The organism is Teichococcus aerofrigidensis (assembly GCF_054073225.1).
Genome location: NZ_JBSXMU010000183.1, coordinates 1 through 4,085, shown reverse-complemented (window position 1 = coordinate 4,085; position 4,085 = coordinate 1). Strand labels below are relative to the sequence as shown.

At 74.9% G+C, this 4,085-nt stretch carries 2 protein-coding genes; both read right to left on the bottom strand.

Going from position 1 to position 4,085, the window contains the following annotated elements:
• Positions 1–1,779: tetratricopeptide repeat protein (locus ACVMLK_RS19965; protein WP_457487409.1), on the bottom strand; the 1,779-nt coding region annotated here is incomplete at its 3' end.
• On the bottom strand, positions 1,776–4,085 hold a 2,310-nt coding region (bcsB, locus tag ACVMLK_RS19960), incomplete at its 5' end, for a cellulose biosynthesis cyclic di-GMP-binding regulatory protein BcsB (RefSeq protein ID WP_457487408.1). The genes bcsB and ACVMLK_RS19965, both read right to left, overlap by 4 nt.

Below are 4,085 nucleotides of genomic sequence, written 5' to 3'. Positions count from 1 at the left end.
GCGCCGCGCCTCGTCCGGCCGGCCGTAGCGCGCCGGCTCGGCGGCGGCGGCGACCTGTTCCTGCAGGCGGACGCGCTGCAGCAGCCGGTTCTGGTCGGCGCTGCGCAGCCGCGCGGGGATGCGCTCGATCCAGCTGGCGGCGTCCTGCGAACGCCCCTCCTCGCTGGCGAACAGGGCCGCGGCGTGCACCGCCTCCGGCTTGCCGGTGGCGGCCAGCTGGTCGACCAGGGCGCGGCCCTCATAGGCGGAGCCCTGCCGCGCCAGCAGCCTGGCCAGATCCAGGCGAATCCAGGGATTGTCGGGATCGGCCTGCGCGGCCGCGTGCAGCAGGGCGACGGCGGAGGCCGGATCGCCGGCGCGGCTTGCCTCGGCGCGCAGCCCCTCGGCCCGCTGGGTGGCGAGACTGGCGGCGAAGCGGCCGCCGCGCTGCTGCGCCAGCTGCTCCGCCTCGGCGAAGCGGCCCTGACGTTGCAGCGCCTCGTAGAGACCGGCCAGGGCCGGCGCCAGCTCGGGGCGGCGCGACAGCGCGGCGCGGTAGCGCTGCTCGGCGCCCGCCGGATCGTCGCGACGTAGCGCCAGATCGCCCAGCAGCACCTCGGCATCCGGCCGGTCGCCCCCCTCGCGGCGGGCCATGCGCTGCAGCAGCGCCTCGGCCTCCTCGACCTGGCCCCGCTGGATCAACGCCCGCGCCTGGGCCATCTCGACCCCGGCGCTGGCGCCATCCAGGGCACGGCCCCATTTCCGCCGGCCCTCCGCGGGATCGGCGGCGATGGCCTCGGCCAGCAGGCGCCGCGCATCCGCCGTCCGGCCCTGGCGCTGCCGGACCAGGCCCAGCCCGCCGGTGGCATCGGCATCGCCGGGACGCTCCGCCAGCACCGCCTCGAACGCCTGCGCCGCCTCGGCCAGCCGGCCGGCATTCAGCGCCGCGAAGCCGCGCACCCGCGCGGCCCCCACCTCGTCCACCGAGCCGGGGGGCGGGTTGCGTGCCTCCTCCAGCCGCTGCCGCACGGCGGCATCGTTGGGGTTGCGCCGGAGATACTCCTCCAGCGCAGGCACCGCCTCCGGGTTAGGCCCCTCCCAGAGCAGGGCATCGCGCAGCGCCGCATTGGCGGCGGTGGCGCTCTCCGGCCGCTGCGCGAGGTTGCGCAGGCGGCGCTCTCCCTCGGCGCGGGAGGCCTCGCGATAGGTCAGGATCTGCGCATAGGCGAGGGCCAGGCGCGTGTCGTTGGGCCGCTCCTGCGTCAGCCGCTCCATGGCCTGGCGCGCCTCGGCATAGCCATCCGGCGTGCCGGCCAGCGTCTGATAGTACTCGATCGCGTAGGAATCCGGCGGCACGGTGCCGCCGAAGATCTGACGGTAGCGCGCCAGGGCCTGCGCGGCCTGGCCCGACTGGGCCAGGCGCCGCGCCTCGGCCACGGCGGCCGGGTCGGCCATGGCGCCACGCACCTGGCGCGAGGCGGCGGACAGGCGCGGATCGGAGGGCGCCAGCTGCCGCAGCCGGGCGAGGTAGCGGTTCGCCCCGGCGCTGTCTCCCGCCCCGGCGGCGGCCTCGGCGGCCAGGGTCAGCGCGTCGATATTGTCCGGGTCGGCCTGCAGCAGCCGCTCCAGCGCCTGCAGCGCCCGGTCCGACTGGTTCTGGCTGCGCCAGTAGCGCGCCTGCTCCAGCAGGACGGCGAGGGCATTGCCGCCCTCCTGCGCCGCGGCGGGCCCGGGCGGCAGCAGGGGCAGCAGCGTGGCCGACAGGGCAGTCGCCAGCAGGCGGGCGCGGAGGCGGCTCATTGGGTCCGGGTCCTGAGGCGAAGCGCGGCGCGGCGGCGCAGCAGCCAGTAGGTGGGCATGGCGACCAGCACGGCCGCCACCAGGGCCAGCAGCAGCAGCATGTCCGGCCGGCTGCCCAGCCAGTACTGCGGCCAGAGATAGGGCGGCAGGTGGCCGAGGGTGTAGGTGGCGCCGATCTTGTAGGAGGTGACGCGGCCGCCGCTCGCCAGCGCCAGGTCGCCCTGGATCGCGGAGAGCTGCTGCGGATCGCGCAGCGCCGCCAGCATGGCCTCCATGCCTTGCGGATTGGTGCCGCTCAGCGCCACCACGGAGCGTCCGGCGCTGAGCGGGCTCTCGAAGCCGATCAGCATGCCGGTGCCCTCGCCCGGCGAGGCCAGGCTGGCCTCCAGCCGTTCCCGCTCGGCCGGGCGGCTGTCGCCCAGGAAGAGGTTGCGGAAGTTCTCCAGCGCCGTCGGCAGCGAGACGGCGATGCGGTTGCCCTCCACCTGCAGCGGGCTCCGCCCGCCGAGCAGCGAGGACAGGGCCGGCTGCCGCCCCAGGGCGCCGATCACCAGCAGGTCACGTCCGCTCACCTGGCTCAGCGCGCCCGGCCGCACCACCTCGATCCGGGTCGCGGCATGGCCCACATTGGCGGCCATCTTGCCGAGCAGCGTCAGGAAGGAGGAGATCTCCAGCGTGTTCGGCCGGTCGGGCAGCACCGCGGCGGTCGAGGAGAAGTCCGCCATGGTGCTGAAGGGAAAGCCCGAACCGGCGAAGAAGGCGAGGTTCGGCATGGCCGCGAAGCGATGCGCGCGGCCCAGGTCGATGGTGCTGTCCGGATCGATGCCGGCACGCACGTCGCTCGGAATGGCGACGCAGTCGCCCCGGTTGAGCGGGCGCATGTCGAAGCGCATCTGCAGCTCGTTCTGGCCGAAGATCAGGTAGGGCGGCAGGCCGACCTGCCCCTCCCCCACCTCGGCCGGCTGATCGAGGCCGGTCTGGCGCGCGAGCCAGCTCCAGGGCCAGGTCGGCTCCGCCTCGCGCAGCGGGATCGAGCGCAGGTAATTGCCGTTCAGCGCGGTGTCGAGGCGAGAGACCGAGACGTCGGTGATCGGGCCCGGCGGCGCGCGGAAGCGCAACTGCACCGGCAACGGCCGGTCGCGCCAGGTGTAGATGTCGGGCGCGGTGCGGAAGGGCACGGCGATGGTGCCGCCGGAGAAGCCGTAGCTCTGCAGCTCGGAGGGATCGACGAGTTCGCCGAAGCGCATCGGACGGTCGTCGCGGATCCAGCGCGGCGCGTCATAGGGCTTGCGCGGGGCGAGCTGCGGCGGCTCGACGCGGGCGATCTCGCCCGCCAGCCCCTCCTGCCCGACGGTCAGGCCCTGGGCGGCGGCCACCGCCTCGGCCGGGGTACGGCCGCCGACCACCAGCAGCACGGCATCCGGATCGGCCGGGTTCGGCACGATGGCGAGCGTCGGCCCGTCCAGCCGGGGCAGGGCGAGGCCGGGAATGCCCTCCGGCCCCGCCACCAGCACCATGGCGTTCCCGCGCGGCGGCACGGCGCTGCTGACCGGGAAGTTCGCGCCCCGGTAATCGGCCTGCACGGCGAACCAGGAGCTGGCGATGGCGGCGGCGCGCAGCAGCTCGTTGCCGGCGCCCTCCGGCAGTACCACAGGCAGGTTCAGCGCCTGGTTGCGCAGCCGCGCGTCGAAGAAGGGTTCCGGCAGGCGGGCGAGATCCCGCCGCAGCGGCAGTTGCTCGATCGTCAGGTGCAGCGCCGAAAGGTCGGAGATATTTGCCCAGAGCAGACCCGAGAGCGGGTCGTTGCACTCCACCGCGTAACGGCCGGTGAAGCGGAAGTTCAGCCGGTTGGCATCGGTGAAGAACACCGGATTGATGGGAAATTCGAGCGGGCCGAAGCTCGGCCGCGCCCGATCCGGGGTGACGGCGGCGACGAACTGCTCGTTCAGCGTGATGGCGATCTGACTGAGCTCGGGGATCAGCGCCGGGCTGCTGGCGCCCTGCAGCACCAGCTTGGCGCCGGTCACCACCTCGTTGGCGCGCAGGCCGAAGAGCACGCCCTGCAGGTCGTTGGTGCCGCGCAGCTGCATCGGCCCAGTCAGGCCGAGCTGGCGCAGCGTCCGCGTCTCGACCCGGGCCTCGCTGCCCGTCGCGGCCAGGGCCGGCGGGCTGGCGGGCGCCGGGGCGGGCTCGGCGACCGTCTCGGGGGCCGACTGGAGCGCGGCCGGGGATTGGAGCAGGGATTGGGGGGCGGGCTCGGGAGCAGCGGCCGCAGCCGGGGGCGCGGGTGGCGCCCGGCGTTGCGC